We start from the raw sequence: 19130 nt of genomic DNA, 5'->3' as shown, positions 1-19130 counted from the left end.
GGCAGCAAGCCAGTGTCTCGATTGCCATTTTTTACAAGTCCTGACGAGACCTGAAACCGCGACGGAGGACCGGCTGATGCCGGCCCCCTCGGACGCGTCAAACGTCAAAAATAACGGACCTCCTCGGCCTCGATGCTGAGTGGATCTTTGCCGCGTTTCGTCAGCCAGGAATAGACTGGTGGCACACGATCAGCGATCGATTCCACGTGGATGTCGATCAGGCAGGGGCCGTTCTTATAGGCGAATGCTTCGGAGAGTGCAGTGTCAAGCTCAGTTGAGTTCGTCGCCGTCCACGCCTTGACGTCGAAAGCCTCTGCGATTGCCTGCCCGCGTGGTGGCATGAAGTCGACACCGAAGCACTGGTTATGGCCCTTCAGCCGATGCAGTCCCTTGATCCACCCGAACGTGCCGTTGTTGAACAGCAACAGGATGGCAGGCACCTGCAACCGAACCAGTGTTTCCAGTTCGCCGACAGTCATCCCGAACGAGCCGTCGCCAAACATACCGATCGGGCGGCGTTCCTTGTCGGCGAACCATGCGCCGACGGTTGCCGGTAAAGCCGAACCGAGGCCGCCGAATGCGCGGGGAATTGCGATCCGCGTCCGAGCGTCGGTGAGTTTCAGGAAACGGGTCATATGTGGCGTAGGTGTTCCCGCGTCCGAATAGATATGGGCGGGCTTCCCATAGGCCTCTAACGCTTCATTGAAGCAGCGTACTGCGCGCTCTGGTCTGAGCGGTGAAGCTTCAGAGCTTAATAGGCTTTCGGCGTTGTCCCAGAAATTTGCACGAAGATCATTCAGTTCATCAACCCATTCCTGGGTCCGACCATGATCGGCATCGGCAGGAGCCATTGCGATCAGGCGCTCAAGTACGAGGCGCGCATCGCCTTGGACGGAGACGACGTTCTCGTAGTTGTTGGCCATGATTTCCGGATCGATATCGATCTGGGCGACGCGCTTGTTCAGGGTGATCTTGGGGAAGGTCCAGCCGATGGTAACGACAGAGCCCATTTTCGAACCAACGAAGAGAACGAAGTCGGCGTGCTCCAGCGCCCAATTGGCATGAGGATGAAATCCGTTGTCGCCGATAACGCCGACTGCCAGGCGATGATCGTCCGGCATTGTGCCCTGTCCAGTCATGGTCGTGCAGACGGGAATGTTGAGGCATTCTGCCAGTGCGGTCACTTCGGGACCCGCGCAGGATCGGTTCACGCCGCCGCCTGAGACAATCAGCGGTCGACGGTTAGTTGTCAGCAACGACATCAGCGTGTCCAACTTGTCGGGTGATGGCAGGGTAGGGTAGGCGGGGAACTGCTTGCATTCGGTTTCAACATGGAGCGAGATCCTGGCGGGATCGACGTTCGCCAGCAGCATGTCCTCAGGGATTTGCAGGTGGACTGCGCCGGGTTTACCCGAACAGGCAACGCGAAATGCTCGGCGAATGATCTCTGGCAGCTTTTCCGCCGACTTCACCTGAACCGACATCTTCGTGATCGGATCGAAAAGGCGCGCGCAATCGAGTTCTGTCAGAACGCCGCGTCCTTCACCCGGAAGAGGAATATCGATGGTCAGCAAAATGACCGGGACGGACGACGAATTGGATTCAGCCACGGGCGGCAGCGAATACATGGCGCCGGCACCCGATGGGCATTCGAAAACGCCGGGTTTTCTGGTGAACCGACCGTAAGCGTCGGCCATGTAGCCGGCAGACCGCTCATCGCGGGCCATCACGTGACGAATTTTGCCTTCTCGCTCCTGCAGAGCCTCATAAAGAGGGACGTTGGTGTCACCTGGCACACCGAAGATGACTTCGACGCCATAACCGATCAGCATGTCCACTAGAATATCCGCGCCGCGCACGACGATCTCCTTCTGTTTGTGAAAGCAGGGTTGGACAACGTTCATCGCAAGATGTGATCCGCGATGACGCTCATGCATTCTTTCCGGCAAACCTGAACCGACGCGGCGAATAGCAACCTATCTCGTCGCCCTGGGGTTTACCGGCGAGCTGTTCAGCGACGATGCGGCCGGTAATCGGGCCAGTTGCAAAGCCGACATGTCCGTGGCCAAAGGCGTAGAAAACATCCGGGGAGCGCGAGGAGCGACCGATGATGGGCAGGCCATCGGGAGTAGACGGGCGGTGGCCCATCCACTTGTCTACCGAGATGTCACGCATCGTGGCCAATGCGGGGTAGGTCTTGCGCGCGTGATTGAGCAGGATCTCGACGCGTCGCCAGTTTGGCGGCGTGTCGACTGACGCCAGTTCAACCTGGCCGGAAAGGCGCAGGCCCTTCAGCGTGGGCGTATTGGCCATCTTGCCATCGCTTGGCATGACCGGATGTTGCGGTCCGCCATCGGCAAGAGAAATCACGCCGTGATACCCTCTTTCGCTCTCAAGAGGCACCTTGTCACCGGCCTGTCTTGCAAGGGTCTTGGACCAGGCGCCGGCGGCAACCACGGCCTGATCACATTCGATCATCCCATCGGTCGTCTCTACGCCGCGCAGCCGATCTCCGTCAAACTTCAGTGCGTTTGCCCTGGCCCTGACGATGTGTAGGCCGCGTTTGACCGCAGTTTCGGCGATACGGGTGATGTAGGTTTGGGGATCGACGCAATGGGCGCCATTTTCTGCCACAACGCCGAACGTATAGTGCCCGTCGAGGCCTGGTTCCCGTTTCAGAAGCGCCTCTTTGTCGAGTTCTTTCCATTGAAGTCCCGTCATCCTGCGCAAATGCCACGCCAGAGCTTCCTTCTCGAAAGCCTGCCGGTCCGGATAGGCATAAAGGAGCCCCTCGCGACGGACGAGGTCTGCAACACCGACTTCGGAACTCAAGGCTTCGTGGCGATCCGGACTGTCCTTGAGCAGCCGGTTCAGGGCTCGTGCCGTCGCCTCTACCCGCGATATGGAAGCCCCTGCCCAGAGAAAGCGTAAAAGCCAGGGTGAGAGCCTCAAAATATGGCGCCACCGGATGACCAAGGGGCCATCAGGGTTCATCAGATATCCGGGAACCTGCTTCCAGAGCCCGGGCATGGACATCGGAACAACTGAGGCAGGGCTGATCCAGCAGCCATGGCCGTAACTCGCAGACTGTCGGCCACCGGGCTCGCCACTTTCCACCAGGGTAACCTGATGCCCTGCGCGAAGCAGCTCGAGAGCGCTACAGACACCGACGATACCGCCTCCGATCACGACCGTGTGCTTCGCTGCAGCCTTGGGCATGTGAATTTCCTGATAATGAGTCAACAGTTCACCCTCCCGCCGCAGATAGCCCGCGGTCGGCACTTCATCTCTTTGTCTTTCGACCTGTGGCGTTAGCGCTCTGCGATGACTTTCGCGTTGGAGCGCAGCGATTGCTCCGAAACCCGAATGCCCAGCCCCGGACCATCCGGTACGATGACTTCGCCGTTTCGGTTTTCGATTTTGACCTCCAGAACATCTTCGGTCAGCACGTGGTGCGGCATGTAGAATTCGCATCCGAGCGAAATGCCGGGTGTTGCGGCAATGAACTGGGTGCCAGCCGCAAGGGCCACACCACCTTCCCACAACGTGCCGCCATAGCCGGGAAGGCGGGCCGTATCGGCCAATGCCATCAAGGCCTGTGCCTCAAGAAGCCCACCGGTTTTCATCAATTTGACCGAAATGGCGTCTGCTGCTCCAAGTCGGATGATTTCCATCAGGTCGCGCGTATCGAAGCAGCTTTCATCGGCCAGGATCGGCGTATCCAGATCGGCCGCGAAAGATGCCATCGCCGCAAGGCAATCCCTTGGAACGGGTTGTTCAATGAAGGTCGGTCGAAACTGATCGACATCGCGCAACGTCTTGATGGCACCAAAAGGCAGGAGTGCCTGATTGTAGTCAAGGCGAAGGTCGATGGTGTCGCCAAACGCGTTGCGCATGGCTTCAAGATGCGCAAGATCGTCATGATGCGATTTCACACCGGTTTTCACCTTGAAGATGCGGTTGCCCTGGGGAACCATTTCTTCCATGCGCCGCATGTCCGCGCCGAAATCGGGATCGGCGATCGAGAAGGAGAGGGGGATGGTATCGCGGACCCGGCCGCCAAGCAGATCGGCAATCGAAAGGCCTGACGATTTGCCGAGGATGTCGAGCATTGCCGTTTCGATCGCGAGCTTCGCCTCGCCATGGCCCACCAGCACTTTTTTCATCTTGATCGTCAGTTCGCGGACGCGATTGACCGGAGCACCGATCACCAACGGGCGAAGATAGATGTCGATCGCCGCAAACGCGGCTTCGGCTGTACCGGTAAACACCTCCCAGGGCGCAGCCTCACCCCAGCCAACCGTGCCGGACGAGGATGTCAGTTCGACCAGCACGCGCTTTACCGTGCCCTTGACGTTTCCCACTCCCTGCAGCCGAGCCATCTTGATCGGGCTTTCGATCAGGAACACGCGGAGTCTATCGATCGTTTCCATCTTGTCTTACCTGCAATCTTGGTCCGTTTACCTCGCGGCCGAACCTTTGTGAAAATGACTGAGAAATGTCTTGGTCGCGTCCATCTGCGGTGCGTCAATGACCTGTTGGGCGGTGCCTTCCTCGACGACATAACCATCGCGCATGAAGACGATGCGATCTGCGACATCGCGGGCGAAGGCTATCTCGTGGGTCACGATCACCATCGTCATTCCATCTGCTGCGAGCTTTTGCATTGTCTGAAGCACCTCACCCACCAGTTCAGGGTCGAGCGCGGAGGTGGCCTCGTCGAAGAGCATGACTTCGGGTTGCATCGCCAAAGCGCGAGCAATGGCCACGCGCTGCTTTTGGCCGCCGGACAGGGTTTGCGGCGCCTGCTTGGCGCGATCAGCAAGCCCAACCTTTTCGAGTTGGAACATGGCAAGGTCCGTCGCTTCCTTCCGTCCCATGTGTTTCACATGGATCGGTGCTTCGATGACGTTTTCCAGCACCGTCATATGCGGGAACAGGTTGAAATTCTGGAAGACCATCCCCGTTCTGGAGCGAAAGGACGCCAGTGCCTTGATGTTCGGCTGCTTGACCGCTTTGCCAAATTCGAACGTCGTATCGCCGACACGAATGCGCCCGTCGTCGGGGGTAACGAGAAGGTTCATGCAGCGCAGAAGCGTAGACTTTCCCGACCCGGATGGACCGATCAGTGCCAGCACACCGCCCTGGTCAACCTTCACACTGATGTCCTTCAGGACCGCGAGAGGACCGAACGACTTTCGCAGGTTCGAGATTTCGATCATTGGCGTTGTCATCGTGCCTCTCCCAGCTTGCGTTCGCGGTTGCGGACAAACAGTGTCAGCGGGAAAAGGATGATGAAGTAGGCTACTGCGATCGTCGTATAGGTCTCAAGTGGACGGAAGCTGTCGTGGGCTGCCATCTGTCCCTGGTAGACGAGATCGGGCACCGCGAGAACGGAGACCAGTGATGTATTCTTGAATTGCAGGATCGACTGGTTCATCAGCGATGGCAGCATGCGCCGCAAGGCTTGCGGCAGGACGATCCGGCGCATGGCGAGTGCCGGTGTCATGCCAAGAGCTGCGGCCGCTTCCGACTGCCCTTCATCGATCGATACGATCCCGCCGCGAATGATCTCTGCGTAAAATGCTCCGCCGTAAAAGGAGAGTGCCAGGAGGGAAGCCGTAACCGGTGTCATCTCGATCCCGGCGATGATCGGTAGTGCGTAGTAACACCAGATCAACTGGACAAGGATCGGCGTGCAGCGAAAGATCTCGATCACGGCAAGAGATACGCCGCGCAAAACTGAAAATCGCGAAAGCAGACAGATGGCTTCGATGAGCCCGACGGTCAGCCCGCCGATAATGATTGCGATGGTAAACCCGACTGTCACGCCGAGGCCCTGGAGAAGTAACCATCGGTACTCCCAAAGGGTCCAGAAATCCCATTCGTACATGGTTCAAGTGTCCGGATATCAGAAGTCAGCTGGGGCAGCGGAGGATGGCTCCGCTGCGTTCGGATATTAGATCTCGAAACCGGCCGGGAAATCGGATTCCTTTACGCCAACAAGCGCCATGTTGCGAATGATTGCATCTTTGACGAAGCCGCTTGCGCGGTTGTCTTCGATCCACTTCGTCACGTGTGTACGCCAGGTCTGGTCTTCCTCCCGACGGAAACCGGCATTGGACGTGGTCGAATCCAGAGGTGTCGGTAGAAGCAGTTCGCCGATAGACGGGTTCTTGGCGCGAAGGGACATGGCGAGAACCAGAACAAGGCACTGTGCATCGGCTCGCCTTGCTTGAAGAGCCGCGGTGGCGTCGCTTGCGGTTTTCAGCCGGGCGACCTCGGCTTTCGGGGCGTGGCGTGTGACCGCAGAATCGTGCGACGAGCCGGCATCGACCGCAATGCGCATTTCAGGTTTGTTGAAGTCGTTCCAAGTTTGGCCTTCTACACCTTTGCGAACGATCAACGTGAACGCGTTCTTGAATACGGGGCCGGAAAAATCGATAACTTTCTGGCGCTCCGGTGTCGGGTTGAGGCCGAAGAAGACGTCGATCTTGTCGGCTTGCAGATCAAGCACCGAGTTGCCCCAGGTGGTCTCAGTAATGGAGAGTTTTACGCCCAGATCTTCCGCAAGCTTCGTGCAGATATCGATGTAGAAACCGCGCCAGCTACCGTCAGAAAGGCTCTTTTGATAATAAGGAGCCCCGTCCGCGACAGCGCCGATGCGAAGCACGCCTGACGCTTTAACCCGCTCCAGAGAATCTGCGGCCAGGACCGGGGTGACAAAGGCGCCAATACCTGCGGCGGCAACGCCCATTCCAACCAACTTACTGAAATCTCTTCTTTTCATCATGTTCCCCTTTGTTTTGGGCATCGAATTCTGGTCGATGCCTCCTACCTGCAAAGTCTCTTTGCATTCGCACCGCGGCATCAACGACGTTCTCGCGACTGGCATCAACCGGCCGGGGTGTTGTTTGGGAGCGGATACTCGCCTGATAATTCTTGAACCAAGGGGAGGCAAAATAAAAACGTTGAAAAATCTCCTTTGCATGAATTAAATTCATGATGAAAATCGGGGGAATGCGATGAGACGTTACCTTCCTTCTTTGGCATCCCTGCATGCCTTCGAAGCTGCCGCACGGTACATGAATTTCACCAAGGCAGCCGATGATCTTGGCCTGACACAAAGTGGGATCAGCAAGCAGATACAGAACCTTGAGGAGTTTCTCGGTGTCACTCTTTTTCATCGTTCCGGCCCTCGGCTTGTGCTGACGGAACTTGGCGCCAATTACTATAGGGACGTTGCACTGACGCTCGACAGGTTGCAGGAAATTTCAATCGATGCCGTGCGAGGACGCACAGTAGACAGCTCACTCATGATCGGCACGCACCCGACCTTTGCCGCACGCTGGTTACCGGAACGGCTATCATCGTTCATCGAGGCTCATTGCGACATCCCGTTGGAGATCACGACAACAACCCCCGCTATGGATTTCGAGACCACTCGGTTGGACGTGACCGTTCTTCGTGGGGCTGGCACGTGGCTTCATGCCCGAGCGATCGAACTGTTTCCGGAAACCTTGGCGGTCGTTGCGTCGCCACGCCTCATTCCGTTCGGGCAGAAGCTGCAACCGCTGGAATTTTCGAACTATCCGATGCTGCAAAACGCCGGCCGGCCGAGCCTGTGGCTGAATTGGCTGAGGCTCGCCGGACTGTCCTATAGCGGCAGAATTCAAGGCACGCGATTTTCAAATCACGAGATGATTATCAACGCGGCCCTTAACGGTATCGGCATCGCAGTCGTACCAACATTCTATGTCGAGCGCGAACTGGAAAGCAAAGCGCTGCATATGCCTTTCGGAGAACCGATCCGGTCGGATGACTCCTATTTCGTGGTTTACCCCGAACGAAAGGCCCACAACGCCAACATCATCCTCTTTCGGGATTGGCTTCTTCGCCAAACGAAGAAGCCGGCACACAAATAGCGTTTTTGTAACGCGGGCAAGGGCCGGTTGATGCTTGAATTTAAGCTCGGACCAATGATTGTCTGCGCCGCGGCAGCAAAAGACCTCACTGCAAATTGTTCGCTACGTCTAAAATCCCGACAAAGATTTTCTCTCTTTCGGCAGGCAATCGGAAATTGCGCCCTTCATTGTCTATAAAATAAGTAGACTAATAAGTGCATGATCGAAACTGCCAGCGAGGCGACGATGTATGCATTGAGTCTGCTCGATAAGAGCCCGATCTCTTCAGAGGAAAATGCCGTCACGGCACTTTCCAATACGGTCAAGCTCGCAAGACGAGCGGAAGAGCTGGGTTATCGGCGGTTCTGGGTTGCAGAACATCATGGAAGCTCCGCCCTTGCGAGTTCGGCGCCTGAAGTGCTGATCGCCTGGATTTTGTCGAACACGTCTCGTATTCGCGTCGGTTCGGGCGGCATCATGCTGCAGCACTACAGTCCCTTCAAAGTCGCAGAAGTGTTCAACGTGCTCTCGTCGCTGGCGCCAGGTCGTGTTGATCTCGGTGTAGGCAAGGCGCCAGGCGGATTGCCGCAATCGACGGCGGCCTTGCAAACGTATCATTCTTCCAAACCGGATTTTAATCAGCAGCTTGCTGATCTGCAGACATTTCTGGCCCATTCGCTGGATGCTGACAGATCAGTCGGGCGTGCTTTTCCCGGTCCGCAGCCTCTGGTGGCTGCCGAGCGGTTTTTGCTCGGTGCAAGCCCGGACAGTGCCCGGCTTGCCGCAGCGCAGGGATGGGATTTCGTTTTTGCGGGTCATCTGAATGGCGATCCTGAAAATCTAAGGCTTAGTCTCGAAGACTATCGTGGCAGGAGTGGCGGCAAGGCGCCCATTTTGGCGCTCTCCGCCTATGCGTCCGAAAACGCTGCTGATGCGGCTGCGCTCGTTGGCGAACTGAAGGTGTTCAAGGTTTTTCTTGAAAACGGCCAATCGGCCAGCTTGGGCAGCTACGAACAGGCCGAAGAATTTGCAAGACAGGCCGGCTCAAGGGATTTCCGCATCGAGGAGCGCAAGCCGAGCGTACTACATGGCACGCCGGATAGCATTCACGCGGAGCTGTCGCGACTTTCAGCGCTCTACCAGATCGAGGAATTCATTCTCGAGCCGCCGCCCGTCGGTGCCAACCGGCGGCTTGCATCCATAGAGCTTCTGGCTCGCCACCCCCTATCCGCGGCAGCGTAACGTCTTGAGGAGATATCCTATGGCAAATAAGATCAAGTTCGGCATCATGTTGCAGGGCGCCGGTGGTCACATGAACGCCTGGAGGCATCCAAGCAGTCCGGTTGACGCCAGCGTCAATCTCGACTTCTTCAAGACCATAGCTCTGAAGGCGGAAGCCGCCGGTATCGCCTTCGCCTTCGTGGCAGACGGGCTCTATATCAACGAGAAATCGATCCCGCATTTCCTCAACCGTTTCGAGCCTCTGACGATCCTTTCAGCTCTTGCAACGGTGACGAACAGAATAGGGCTCGCAGGCACCGTCTCCACCTCGTACAGCGACCCCTTTACGATCGCCCGGCAGTTCGCATCACTGGATCTCATCAGCGGTGGACGTGGTGGCTGGAATGCGGTCACGACGCCACTTGAGGGGACGGCCAAAAACTACAGCCGAAACCATCCGGAACACGCGCTCCGATACGAGATTGCCGACGAGTATCTTGAGGTCGTCAAAGGGCTCTGGGACAGTTGGGATGATGACGCATTCACGCGCAACCGTGACAGCGGGCAGTTCTTCGATCGTGAAAAATTGCACACGCTCGGTCACAAAGGGCGCTTCTTTCAGGTTGAAGGCCCGCTCAATATCCAGCGCTCAGCACAGGGGCAGCCGGTCATCTTTCAGGCTGGGTCGTCAGATGCGGGCGTAGGGCTTGCCGGCAAACATGCCGATGCCGTCTTCACCAATGGCGTTTCGCTCGAGGACAACCAGACCTTTTCACGACGGGTCAAGCAGGCTGCAGTCGCCCAGGGACGGTCCGCCGACCACGTCAAGATTTTTCCCGGCATTGGGCCGATTGTGGGCCGGACACAGGCAGAGGCCGAAGAAAAATACAACGTGATCCGCAATCTGATTTCGATAGATGAAGCGCTCGCTTATCTCGGTCGCTTCTTCGATCATCATGACTTCAGTGCCTATGATCTCGATGCGCCTTTTCCTGAGCTTGGCGACATCGGCAAAAACAGCTTTCGCTCCACCACCGACCGCATCAAGCGTGTTGCGAAAGAACAGGGACAGACCTTGCGGGAAGCGGCGCTTGGTGCAGCGACACCGCGCGAAGGTTTTGTCGGCACACCTGACGCGGTGGCCACAAAGCTCATCGAGTGGTTCGATAGCGGCGCGGCTGATGGCTTCATCCTCGGCTTTCCTGTTATTGCCGAGGGCTTTGATGATTTTGCCCGCCATGTTTTGCCGATCCTTGAGGAACGCGGTTATTTCGACCCGGAGCTGAGGGGAGTAACCCTGCGGGAAAACCTCGATCTTCCCTACCGCCAAAGCGCTTATGCAGGCGTCGACGACGAGGCGGAGAAGGCCCACGCATAACGATCTGAACAGGTGAAACACCCGGCCGAGATCGGCTGAAGCCAACCTTCGGGAAGTAAAATCATGAACATCCATATTGACGGCGCGCGTCATCGCGACTACGCCGAACGGACGATCCATGCCTTCATCAGCGAGTTGGTGACGATCCGTCGGGACCTCCATCAGTATCCGGAGCTTTCCTTTCACGAGGGGAGGACCGCAGGCATCATCGCCAAATATCTTCTCTCCTACGGTTACGAGGTGACGGAGGGTGTCGGCGGCTATGGCGTCGTCGCCACCCTCAGGCGGGGGAATGGCGATAAACGGATCGGCATCCGTGCTGACATCGATGCATTGCCAATCGAGGAAGCCACAGACCTTGCCTATTCCAGCCGCAATCCGCGCGTCATGCATGCCTGCGGTCACGATGGACATACTGCTATTTTGCTCGGTGCGGCACGCTACCTCGCCGAACACGGGCGCTTTTCCGGCACGTTGACGCTAATTTTCCAGCCTGCCGAAGAAGTGGGTGCAGGCGCGAAGAAGATGATCGAGGACCGCCTGTTTGAGCGTTTTCCGGTCGATGCGATCTTCGGTCTGCATAACTGGCCGGGGGTCAAGGCAGGACAGTTCGGCTTCGTTGAGGGCCCAGCCATGGCCTCGGTCGATCAGGCTTTGATCCGTATCATTGGCCAAGGTGGACATGGTGCATCACCACACGAAACGGTCGATCCCGTCCTAGCCGCCGCATCCTTCATCACTGCGTTGCAGAGCATCGTTGCCCGCAATGTCGATCCACTGGAAATGGCGGTGCTGACGGTGGGCTCCATTCACGGGGGCTCTGCCTCGAATGTCATTCCTGACAGTGTCGAACTGAAGCTCACTGCGCGAGCCTATTCTCCGGCCGTCCGCGACAGGCTGGAACAGCGAGTGCCGGCACTCGCCCGTGCCCAGGCGGAAAGCTTCGGCGCGGAGGCGGATTTGCAATATCGTCGCGGTTTCCCACCGGTGATCAACCACATCGAGCAGACCCGTTTAGCCCGTGGCGTGGCAGAGGCCGTTTTTCCCGCTGAACAGGTTGCTGGCGATTTCCGGCCCCGCACGGCGAGTGAGGATTTCGCCTACATGCTTCAACAGCGACCGGGCTCCTACCTCTTTGTCGGCAATGGCGAAAGTGCCCCGCTACACAGCCCACTTTACGACTTCAACGACGACATTATCGCACCGGGCGCACTTTATTGGGCCCGTCTTGCCGAGACCTTCCTTTCATGACCGAACGAACCCGAGGAGTAAGCCACGTGAGTGATCGCTTTTATTACACGACACCCCTCGATCCACTGGCGCGGCCACTGATCGAGGAACTGACGTTCGAATACGATTCCCGATACGGCAGTTTTTATGATGCCGAAGGCGCGACGAAGGAGATGAACCGTTTCGCGCCGGAAGTCTTTGCGCCGCCGCACGGCAACTTCGTGCTGCTCTTGCGCAACGGAAAGGCAATTGCCGGTGGCGCCTTCATGCGACACGAAGATCACGGAACGTCCGAAGTCAAACGCGTCTGGACACATTCAGGCTATCGCCGCCAGGGGTTGGCAAAACGCGTTCTCGCCGAACTTGAAGAACAGGCTCTGCGACAGGGGTATTCGCGCATTTATCTGACCACTGGATTTCGTCAGCCAGAGGCGGTCGGCCTTTATCTGACCAATGGTTACACGGCGCTTTTCGACACCAGTGCGGATCCTGAAACCATCCGCAAGCTGCCTTTCGAAAAGTATCTCTCGGCAAGCCATTTCGTTACGAGCACGGCGAGCCAAATATCTCCCCGGCATGACATTTGAGGAGATCATAATGACGATCTCGACGGATTTTCACGAGGTGCAGGCAACGGGCCAGTCGGCAGCGGTAAAGCGGAGCGACTACTCCCATTACCGGATCGTTCCGGCGCGCTATCCCGCCCGTACAGTCGGAACGATTTTCGCTCTCCTGGTCATTGCTGCTACCTTGCACTCTGTCCTGGGCAATCCGCGCTGGGGCTGGGATGTGTTCGCTGAATGGTTTTTTGCCGAACCGGTTCTGGTGGGCCTTGGCCGCACGCTTTTACTGACTGCACTCGGTGCCCTTTTCGGCTTCATTCTCGGAACGGGCCTTGCCCTTGCCCGGGTTTCACGCTCGCCGCTTCTGGTCGGCGTATCCTGGACCTATATCTGGATATTCCGATCTATCCCATTGATCGTACTGCTCCTGATCCTCAACAATCTCGGTTATCTGTATGAAACGATTACCGTTGGTGTGCCCTATACCGGTGTAAACTTTTTCAGTTGGAACACGACGCAACTGATCACTCCCTTTGCAGCGGCTGTGCTTGGCTTGACACTTAATCAAGCCGCCTTTGCATCGGAAATCATTCGTGGCGGGATCCTTTCCGTCGACCAGGGGCAATTGGAAGCGGCCTCTGCGCTCGGTTTGCCGCGTCACCGGCAGGCATCGCGGATCGTCTTGCCGCAGGCTATGCGTTCGATTCTGCCGACGGCCTTCAACGACATCATTGGTCTGGCCAAGGGTACGTCACAGGTCTACATCCTGGCATTGCCGGAGTTGTTCTACACAATCCAGATCATCTATCGCCGAAATCTGGAGGTCATCCCTCTGCTGATGGTGGCAACCGTCTGGTATCTCGTCATTCTCACGGTCCTGTCCATCGTTCAGTATTACATCGAGCGGCACTATGCGCGGGGTGCGCTGCGCAACCCTCCACCTTCGATTTTCGCTGCTCTCTATCGAACGATCGTGCCAGCCAGAACAGCGGCATCCGTCACAAACGATGAGCCAGTGATCAGGACACCCGCCAAGACGGCCGTCTCGGGTCCCAAGTCCAGCCCGCTTCATGCACGTGGCGGCGAGGTGACGATCCACGGCGTTTCCAAAAGTTTTGGTCAGCTCAAGGTTCTGGATGACGTGTCGCTGCGTATTCCAGTTGGCAGCGTAACGACCATTCTTGGTCAGTCAGGGTCGGGTAAATCCACCTTGCTGCGCACCATCAATCACCTCGAACGTGTCGATGACGGCTTCATCGCAATCGATGGTGAATTGATTGGCTACAGGCAGGACGGCGAGACGCTCTACGAACTCAAGGAGAAGGACATTCTGAAGCGACGTGTCGAGGTCGGCATGGTGTTCCAGAATTTCAACCTTTTCCCGCATTTGACCGCCCTGGAAAATCTCGTCGAGGCACCGATCACCGTACGTGGAATTTCGCGTGAGCAGGCAGAAGCAGAAGCACGGGATCTGCTCGCTCGCGTTGGACTGGCGGAGAAGGCACATGCCTATCCCCGCCAGCTTTCCGGTGGCCAGCAGCAACGTGTGGCCATCGCCCGCGCACTCGCCCTCAAGCCCAAGGTTTTGTTGTTCGATGAGCCAACGTCGGCACTCGATCCGGAACTGGTCGGCGAAGTGCTCGACGTCATTAAGGAACTCGCCCGTTCCGGCGCGACGCTGGTGATCGTCACCCATGAAATCGGCTTTGCCCGTGAAGTCTCCGATCAGGTGGTCTTCATGGAACAAGGCCGCATCCTTGAAACCGGTACGCCGGACAAGGTCTTCAGCCGGCCGGACCATCCGCGCACGGCTGCCTTCCTCGCCAAAGTCCTCTAACAATAAGGAAACACCCAGAATGTCTTACACACAAAAACTTCTTGGCATTGCCACGGGCGGCTTCCTGTCGCTTGCAGCGCTGGCGTCCCTCTCGTCGTCTGCCCAGGCGCAAGCGCCTGATCTTTCTCCTGAACAGAAGGATCGTGTCCGCGCGGAAAAGGTGGAGGCAGCTGCCAAGCTCGTCCCTGACAATTTCAAGCTCGTCACACCGGGCAAACTGACGGTCGCATCCATTCCCGGACGACTGCCCTTTGCAGTCTATGCAAGTGACAACAAAACGCCCGTCGGAAGTGAACCGGATATCGCCCAGCTTGTTGCTGACAGTCTGGGGCTGGAGCTGGAACTGGTGCCGATTGCCTGGGCCGATTGGCCGCTTGGTGTCACATCAGGTCGTTTCGACGCTGCGATCCACAATATTACCGTGACCGAGGAGAGAAAGCAGAAATTCGATTTCTCGACGTACCGCACCGACCTTATCGGCTTTTATGTGCCGCTTAACAGCAAGGTGCAAAGCATCTCCAAACCTGAAGACGTTGCAGGCCTGAAGGTCATCGTTTCTTCCGGCACCAATCAGGAGCAGATCCTGCTGCGCTGGATCGAAGCCAACAAGGCCAAAGGACTGCCGGCAAGCGACGTTCAATATTATGACGACGAGGCTGTTCTCGATGTTGCCTTGCAGTCCGGACGAGCCGACGCTTATCTCGGTCCGAATGCGACCTCTGCCTATAAGGCTGCACAGGAAAATAAGACCAGGCAGGTCGGGACTTTCTCCGGTGGATGGCCGGAAACGGCTGAAATCGCCGTCGCAACAAAAAAGGACTCCGGGATTGCCGAGGCGATTACCACCGCGCTGAACGCGCAGATCGAAAATGGCAATTACGCCAAGGCGCTGGCCCGCTGGAACCTCTCGGCAGAGGCCATCAAGCAGTCGCGGACGAACCCACAGGGATTGCCGAAGAGCTGATGAATTCTGCCGCTGTCAAAGCACAGGGCGAAAGGAGCGTGGGCTGTTCGCCGGCCCGTGCTCCAAATATTCTCAACCGGATTTAACAGAATGACGATCATCAGAAAAATCGGCCGTGCAATTGGTGCCGGTCTCCTAATGCTACCGCTATTGACGGTCAGTGCTCCTGCCGCAGACGACATCTTCGATCTTTCTCCTGAACAAAACGGGCGGGTGCGGGCAGAAAAGGACGAGGCTGCAATTGCCGCGATCGCAAGTGAGTTCAAGTTTGTGACACCCGGCAAGTTTACCGTCGCCATATCGCCAGGCGGCCCGCCGCTCGCCACCTATGCAACTGACGCCAAGACCGTGGTCGGTGCCGACCCGGATTACGCTTTGGCCGTTGCCGACAGTCTCGGCCTTCAGCTCGAGCTCGTTCCTGTCGCGTGGGCTGACTGGCCACTTGGCCTCGCATCGGGAAAATATGACGCGGTGATATCAAATGTAGGTGTGACCGAACTGCGCAAGGAAAAATTCGACTTCTCGACCTACAGGCAAGGCCTCCACGGCTTTTTCGTGAAGGCCGACAGCCCGATCAAGGAGATCAAGGAGCCGAAGGATGCCGCGGGGCTTCGGATTACGGTCGGCGCCAGCACCAATCAGGAGCGTATCCTGCTGAAGTGGAGCGACCAGAATGTCGCTGCGGGGCTGAAGCCTATCGAGTTGCAGTACCATGATGACGAAGCGGCGCGTGTGGTCGCGCTGCAAGCGGGTCGCGTCGACGTTATCGTCCAGCCGCACGCACAGCTGGTCTACATCGCAGCGCGCGACAAGAGCATCAAGCGTGTTGGTACGCTTTCCGCCGGCTGGCCGGAACGGTCGGACGTGGCGATTGCAACCCGCAAGGGGGCAGGTTTGGCAGGCGCACTGACGCTTTCAACCAACGATCTCATCGCGAGCGGCGCCTATGCCAAGATTCTCGATCGTTGGCAGCTTTCGGAGGAGGCCTTACCGGAATCACGCACCAATCCGCCGGGCTTGCCCAAAAGCTGAGACCCGTCCTTTACCGATAACGGCTGAAAGATCCGAGACATGGCATCACGCGCAATTGCAATCCGGCGCATTGGTTTTTTGACACCGGGAAATTATCCGGACCACGATCCGGCGTCGGGTCTGGAGGCGACACTCAAGCTGTTTGAGGCGGGTGAAGCGCTCGGCTACGACAGTGCATGGGTGCGTCAACGTCATCTCGAACATGGAATTTCGTCTGCCGCTGTGTTTCTGGCTGCTGCCAGCCAGCGCACCAGACGGATCGAACTCGGCTCTGCCGTCATTCAGATGGGCTACGAGAGCCCTTTTCGCCTGGCGGAAGATCTCTCCATGGCCGACAGCCTGTCTGGCGGTCGGTTGAATGTTGGTGTTAGTGCTGGACCTCCCCTACATGCAGAACTCGTTGCCCCGCTGGTCTTCGATGGGGATTGGCGGAGTTTTGATTTTTCCTATGGGCGTGTCGAGCGCCTGCTCGCCAATCTTTCCGGCGAATTCATCGGAGACGGCGAGACCTATGTGGTTTCGCCCGGTAATCGCCAGCGGGCGAGGCTGCAACCTTACGCGAGGGGTTTACGGGACAGGGTTTGGTATGGTGGCGGTTCTCTCAAGTCCTGCGAGTGGGCAGGAACGGCAGGACTAAACCTCTTGATCGGCAGCCTGACATCGGGTGATGTGTCCGACGATCTTTTTGAGGCGCAGACGATGCAACTGCAGGCATATCGTCTTGCGCTTCCGGCAGGCCGGTTTCCTCGCGTTGCGGTCGGCCGCGTCATCTTGCCGACCGATAGCGCCGATACCGCCACACGTCGAAAATACCAATCTTACGCGGCTGGTCGTCATGAGCGCACGCTTTCGCCGCAGGGGCCGCGCCGGACGTTGTTTGGACGCGACCTTGTCGGCAGCGCGAGTGAAATAATTGAGCAGCTCCTTGCCGATCCTGTGCTCGCCGAGGCGAATGAACTTCGCCTCGAATTGCCCTACGAGTTTGCAATCGAGGAGTATCTGCAGATTATCAGTGATTTTGCGGAGAAAATCGCGCCGGATCTCGGATGGACACTCTCCACCGCTGACCAGCGAGCCCAACACAGTTCCAAGGCGCATACGTCTTTTGGATAGGCTTTGCGCTTAGAATTTCAGGATAGTGGCCTTAGTGAGAGCGTTCCAGAACGCTTCTGGAATGGTCTCGTTGAAGGCTTCAACGGTGCGGTCGACATTGACCGGCTGGGTTGTCGACCAAAGTACGGAAAGAACAGAAGGATAGCGACGACCGAACTGCAGAAGAGCCGCATTTTCCGAAATGTTGAAGTCTTCACACACGGCCTGCAACGCCTGGCGAAAACCGGTATTCGTTTCTGCAAAATACTGGCCACTGGAAAAGGGCGAGGCAGCAATGATCCCAATGCCACGGCTCTCACAGGCGTTGATGACAGGCTGAGCGAGGCTGTGATCGAGAAGAGAAAAACCGCCCGCAAACAACAGGACATCGATATCGAAACGCTCAATGAAGGCCATGGCGATTGCCGGTGTGTTTGCGCCGACCCCGACCATGCGGACATGTCCCGCTTCGCGGAGGTCGAGCAGGGCAGGCATGCCCGTTTCAAGCGCAGCCTCCAACCCTCCCGGGCAAATCGACAGGCCGTGCATGTAGGCAATATCGACAAGAGGTAAACCCAGTCTGTGAAGCGAGGTCTCGAACGACCGCCAGATAGCGTCATGGCTGTAATCGCAAACCGGCTGGAAGTTCGCATGATAAGGGTAGTGGCGGGTCACCGCTGTGCCACGACCAAAAGGATCGAGATCGACACCGACCTTGCTTGATAGAAGATAGTCGGAGCGGTCTTTCCAGGCCAATCCGGCGCCGAGCCGGCGCTCACAAAGTCCGCTCCCATAATAGGGAGCGGTATCGAAGTATCTGATGCCTGCCTGCCAGGCTTTCTCGACGATGTTCTGCGATGTTTGGTCGCCGTCTCTGCCTGGAAGACGGCTCCAACTGCTTGAACCAAGAGAAAGCTCGGAGAACCATGCGTCGTGGCGTGGGTGTTTGCGTCTTGATAGTGAGTTCATTGCATGTCCAGGCAGTAAGGTGATCAGGGGCTGGCGGCACCTGCTCGAAGCACACCAGCAGATTGACCGTCACACGACAAATTCGATGATGGTTCCGCTGGCGTCACCTGGCGCAACAACAATGTTGCCGCCTTCTGTGACCGAATACGCGACGTCATTATCGGCCAGAACGTTTTTGACGCGTTCGATGTCCGAGACGGAGATGCGCAGCGCGAGCAGACGGTTGGTGTCGTTTTCCTGGGGTGCAACGGATGGGTAAAGCGCTAGCGCGGTGTCTGCGTTGACGAAAAGCAAGGGGGCGGATTTTTCCCCTGTTTTGACACTGAATCCACCCTCTGCCGCAGATACGCTTCCATTGGCGTAGAACCGGGCATAGGTTTCCGCGGTCGCCTGCGGATCTTCGTGAATGCCGACGATCCCCGCAATGGAGATGGCACCATTGTCGTGCTGCTGCAATTCCTTGCGCCAGACAAGATGAGGCGTTTCATGCTGGCAAAGGAAAAAGTGTCCGAGCGGCACGCCATCAGGCTCGAAGCTCAGGGTTCTGAAACTGGCAAGCCCTTCACCACCGCCGGGTAGGGGCAGGGGGCGGGAGAAGGCACTGACATCTCCCGTTGCCAAGCCCAGTTCGGCCAATGCCTGCTTGGCGGCATCGGCGCTCTCAGTGCGATTGGCGATCGCCTTCAGACCTTCCCCGTCTTGCGCCAGCATTTGCCGTTGCGGAAGATTTTGATCCGTCTCCCTGACAATGCCGAGAAGCTCGAAATAGTCATCCGCAAATATGATCGTATGATTTGCCGTTCCCTTCTGCGGACTGTGGAGCCCGCGTGGAGACAGTGTAAAACCGAGTTTTCGATAAACCTCGGAACTTGCGTTCAGATCATCGACCAGCAGATAGGCATGGTCTACGCCGAGTACGGGATGGGGCATGGTCTTGGTT

17 protein-coding genes are annotated in these 19130 nt (G+C 57.4%); 9 read left to right on the top strand and 8 right to left on the bottom strand.

The window, feature by feature from the left end; translation table 11 throughout:
* Positions 1 to 104: 104 nt before the first annotated feature.
* The 6 genes from HWX89_RS06445 to HWX89_RS06420 all read right to left on the bottom strand — a co-directional run bounded on the left by HWX89_RS06445 (position 105) and on the right by HWX89_RS06420 (position 6790).
* Entirely contained in the window at positions 105 to 1904 is a 1800-nt protein-coding gene (locus HWX89_RS06445; RefSeq protein WP_210271304.1) for a thiamine pyrophosphate-binding protein, read from the bottom strand.
* A gap of 25 nt (positions 1905 to 1929) precedes the next feature.
* On the bottom strand, positions 1930 to 3219 hold the full coding sequence (locus HWX89_RS06440; protein ID WP_138795865.1) for an NAD(P)/FAD-dependent oxidoreductase: 1290 nt from the start codon (positions 3217 to 3219) through the stop codon (positions 1930 to 1932).
* Positions 3220 to 3311: 92 nt separating this feature from the next.
* Positions 3312 to 4433 carry an enolase C-terminal domain-like protein gene (locus HWX89_RS06435; RefSeq protein WP_138795866.1) on the bottom strand — a complete coding sequence of 374 codons (1122 nt, stop codon included), beginning with the start codon at positions 4431 to 4433 and terminating at the stop codon, positions 3312 to 3314.
* A gap of 27 nt (positions 4434 to 4460) precedes the next feature.
* Positions 4461 to 5234 carry an amino acid ABC transporter ATP-binding protein gene (locus HWX89_RS06430; protein ID WP_138795867.1) on the bottom strand — a complete coding sequence of 258 codons (774 nt, stop codon included), beginning with the start codon at positions 5232 to 5234 and terminating at the stop codon, positions 4461 to 4463.
* A complete protein-coding gene (locus HWX89_RS06425; protein WP_138795868.1) occupies positions 5231 to 5893 on the bottom strand; it encodes an amino acid ABC transporter permease in 663 nt (220 codons plus the stop codon). The genes HWX89_RS06430 and HWX89_RS06425 overlap by 4 nt, the downstream gene beginning before the upstream one ends.
* Before the next feature lie 66 nt (positions 5894 to 5959).
* Positions 5960 to 6790: a transporter substrate-binding domain-containing protein gene (locus HWX89_RS06420; RefSeq protein WP_246705096.1), complete on the bottom strand. Its 831-nt coding sequence runs from the start codon at positions 6788 to 6790 to the stop codon at positions 5960 to 5962.
* 235 nt (positions 6791 to 7025) lie between these two features.
* Here HWX89_RS06420 and HWX89_RS06415 point away from each other — a divergent pair, with 235 nt between their 5' ends.
* From HWX89_RS06415 to HWX89_RS06375, 9 genes are all read left to right on the top strand, one after another.
* The gene (locus tag HWX89_RS06415) at positions 7026 to 7925 is read left to right on the top strand and encodes a LysR substrate-binding domain-containing protein (RefSeq protein ID WP_138795870.1); all 900 of its coding nucleotides are present in this window, start codon (positions 7026 to 7028) and stop codon (positions 7923 to 7925) included.
* A gap of 225 nt (positions 7926 to 8150) precedes the next feature.
* Entirely contained in the window at positions 8151 to 9146 is a 996-nt protein-coding gene (locus HWX89_RS06410) for an MsnO8 family LLM class oxidoreductase (RefSeq protein WP_138795903.1), read from the top strand.
* Between the two features lie 19 nt (positions 9147 to 9165).
* A complete protein-coding gene (locus tag HWX89_RS06405; protein ID WP_138795871.1) occupies positions 9166 to 10503 on the top strand; it encodes an LLM class flavin-dependent oxidoreductase in 1338 nt (445 codons plus the stop codon).
* Positions 10504 to 10566: 63 nt separating this feature from the next.
* Positions 10567 to 11754 (top strand): M20 aminoacylase family protein, encoded by a 1188-nt coding sequence (locus tag HWX89_RS06400; RefSeq protein WP_138795872.1) that lies wholly within the window; start codon positions 10567 to 10569, stop codon positions 11752 to 11754.
* 26 nt (positions 11755 to 11780) lie between these two features.
* A complete protein-coding gene (locus HWX89_RS06395) occupies positions 11781 to 12320 on the top strand; it encodes a GNAT family N-acetyltransferase (RefSeq protein WP_138795873.1) in 540 nt (179 codons plus the stop codon).
* A 10-nt stretch (positions 12321 to 12330) separates the two neighbouring features.
* Positions 12331 to 14133, top strand: coding sequence for an amino acid ABC transporter permease/ATP-binding protein (locus HWX89_RS26435; RefSeq protein WP_138795874.1), 1803 nt, complete (start codon positions 12331 to 12333; stop codon positions 14131 to 14133).
* A gap of 19 nt (positions 14134 to 14152) precedes the next feature.
* A complete protein-coding gene (locus tag HWX89_RS06385) occupies positions 14153 to 15097 on the top strand; it encodes an ABC transporter substrate-binding protein (protein WP_138795875.1) in 945 nt (314 codons plus the stop codon).
* A gap of 138 nt (positions 15098 to 15235) precedes the next feature.
* Positions 15236 to 16129 (top strand): ABC transporter substrate-binding protein, encoded by an 894-nt coding sequence (locus HWX89_RS06380; RefSeq protein WP_246705113.1) that lies wholly within the window; start codon positions 15236 to 15238, stop codon positions 16127 to 16129.
* A 39-nt stretch (positions 16130 to 16168) separates the two neighbouring features.
* Entirely contained in the window at positions 16169 to 17242 is a 1074-nt protein-coding gene (locus tag HWX89_RS06375) for an LLM class flavin-dependent oxidoreductase (RefSeq protein ID WP_138795877.1), read from the top strand.
* Between the two features lie 9 nt (positions 17243 to 17251).
* Here HWX89_RS06375 and HWX89_RS06370 read toward each other — a convergent pair whose 3' ends face one another.
* Both HWX89_RS06370 and HWX89_RS06365 read right to left on the bottom strand, forming a co-directional pair.
* On the bottom strand, positions 17252 to 18190 hold the full coding sequence (locus HWX89_RS06370) for an aldo/keto reductase (RefSeq protein WP_138795878.1): 939 nt from the start codon (positions 18188 to 18190) through the stop codon (positions 17252 to 17254).
* 69 nt (positions 18191 to 18259) lie between these two features.
* Positions 18260 to 19120, bottom strand: coding sequence for a VOC family protein (locus HWX89_RS06365; RefSeq protein WP_138795879.1), 861 nt, complete (start codon positions 19118 to 19120; stop codon positions 18260 to 18262).
* Positions 19121 to 19130 lie beyond the last annotated feature (10 nt).

Source organism: Rhizobium sp. RM (genome assembly GCF_013390595.1).
GTDB lineage: Bacteria > Pseudomonadota > Alphaproteobacteria > Rhizobiales > Rhizobiaceae > Agrobacterium.
The sequence above is the reverse complement of the archived record's forward strand: the minus strand, read 5'-3'. Positions and strand labels throughout refer to the sequence as shown.